This window comes from Streptomyces sp. NRRL WC-3549 (assembly GCF_000721935.1).
Classification (GTDB): domain Bacteria; phylum Actinomycetota; class Actinomycetes; order Streptomycetales; family Streptomycetaceae; genus Streptomyces.
Map to the genome: position 1 here is coordinate 148,112 of NZ_KL585394.1, position 2,076 is coordinate 150,187.

At 71.9% G+C, this 2,076-nt stretch carries 2 protein-coding genes; both read left to right on the forward strand.

The genetic code is table 11. The features are described from left to right. The coding region (locus IH13_RS0111365; RefSeq protein ID WP_063837428.1) for a hypothetical protein at window positions 1–1,339 on the forward strand (1,339 nt) is incomplete at its 5' end. Window positions 1,340–1,364: 25 nt separating this feature from the next. Next, window positions 1,365–1,973, forward strand: a complete 609-nt coding sequence (locus IH13_RS0111370) for a hypothetical protein (protein WP_031083464.1) — start codon at window positions 1,365–1,367, stop codon at window positions 1,971–1,973. Window positions 1,974–2,076: the final 103 nt, after the last annotated feature.

Below are 2,076 nucleotides of genomic sequence, written 5' to 3' on the forward strand. Positions count from 1 at the left end.
TGTCTCTTATACACATCCGGACGCCGACTACGAACCGCCGCTCTGCCAGCTCTCCTCGCTCTCCGACAAGGCCGGCGCCACGGCCAAGGTGCTGTTCGTCGAGTGGGGCGAGGAGTACGGCTTCCAGCAGCAGACCTTCCAGGCGAAGACGGACATGAACGGGGACGGCGAGGTCGACGAGAAGGACCGGCAGGTCACGATGACCTTCACCGACGCCGCTTCCGTCGCCGCCCGGAAGGACTGGAAACCCGGCGCCGAGGTCGGAAGGTTCGGCGCGGACAAGGTGGAGCTCGGGGCGGGCCTGAAGGTCACCAACGGCGACACGTGGGTCTTCGGCAGCGAGGAGGAGGCCAAGGCCTTCCGTGACGACATCGAGCTGCTCAAGACCTACGAGCTGACGAACCGGCACTCCGGCGCGCAGGGCGGCGGGCTCGGCAACAGCATCCTGGCCCTCTTCGGCAAGGGGCCGATCGCGGAGGAGGAGAAGCTCCGCAAGAGCATCGACGAGAAGCTCGGCGACCGGCACATCAGCTACGGCAAGGTCGGCCTGGACGCCAGTGCCGCGGCCGGCATCAGGATCGGTGCCGGGGACGACGAGAGGCTGAGCGCCGCGCTCGGCGGCACCTTCAGGTTCTCGCCCGAGGTGACCTGGACGGACAACGGCTTCGAGGGCACCAAGGCGTACACCTACTCGGCGGCGGTCGGGTACGGGGCCGAGGCGTCCTACGAGGCCGGGCCGGTCGGCGGCGGCGCCTCGGTCCCCGGCACCCGGACCGGCTCCCTCACCGTCACCCACGACAAGCGGACCGGCGAGCTGCTGCGGATCGACATGACGCGCACCGTGGAAGACGGCGTCGGCAAGGGCGGCGTCAGGGTCGGCGGGGACAACGGGAGGTCCGGAGGCGACGAACGCGGCGGCGGCGGGAGCGCCGGGGGCAGCGACGCGGAGTCGGGCATCGAGGTCCTCACCGACTCCGTCGTCCTGCGGCCGGGACCGGAAGGCGACGCGGACCGCAGGGTCGCCCAGGACTGGCTGGACGGCGGCGGGCAGTACGGCATGCCCTTCGGCTACATGTTCGGCGACCACGCCCCGACGTCGCGGCCCGGCGCCGACGACCCGTTCGGGCAGCTGCTCTTCGACTCCGGGCTGTCCAGCCGGGCGACGTACACCGGGCGGACCGAGGCCGCGGAGTACGGCTTCGAGCTGAACCTGGGACTGAGCGTCGGGTTCTCGGTGTCCACGGAGCAGAAGGAGGAGATGCTCGACGGCGCCGAGTTCCTCGGGGCCCCGAACGGAGACAGCCGTGGCTACCTCCCGTACGGCTACTGTGCGAACTGATCACCGCCGACAGGAGCGACGAGCCATGAACCACACAGGAATCGGGCACGGCCGCCCGGGTCCCCGGCGCACCGGCCGCGGTCTGCCGACCGCCGGGCTGCTCCTCGCCGTCGGGCTGACGGCTGCGGGCTGCGGCGACGACGAGGTGGCCGGCAAGGCCCCGGAGGGGTGGGCCGAACTGACCACCGCGTCCGTGACCGTCGCCCACCCGGCCGCCTTCCGCGCCCAGGGCGACGCGGAGCGCGACCGGCACAACGCGGCCGCCGCCCGGATGGCGCAGGACGGCCGGACGACGGGCACGCTCACCGTCCAGCTGGACTTCACCGACGCGGACTCCGCCGAGGAGGCCGCGATCGGCGCCGAGGCGGGGATCGCGCTGGGATCGAGGCTGCGGAAGCAGTCGGACGTACGGGTCAAGGGGCCCGAGCAGGTGCGGGACGCCAAGCGCGTCGACTTCGACTTCACCTCGGGCGGCGAGGACGACAGCCCGCCGAGGGGCACCCGGGTCTCCGGGGTGATCGTCACGGGCCTGGACTCGCACCACCGGACCTACGCGGTCCGCGTCGACACCGCCGAGGGCGCGCTGCCGGACGCGGACCTGGACCGGATCGTCGAGAGCATCACCGTGCGGTAGCCCTGTCCCGGGCCACCCCGATGTGAACCGCCCCTCCCGCACCCGCCGACACGGAGGCAGACCCGCATGACGCGCCAGGACCACCCCTGTCTCTTATACACAT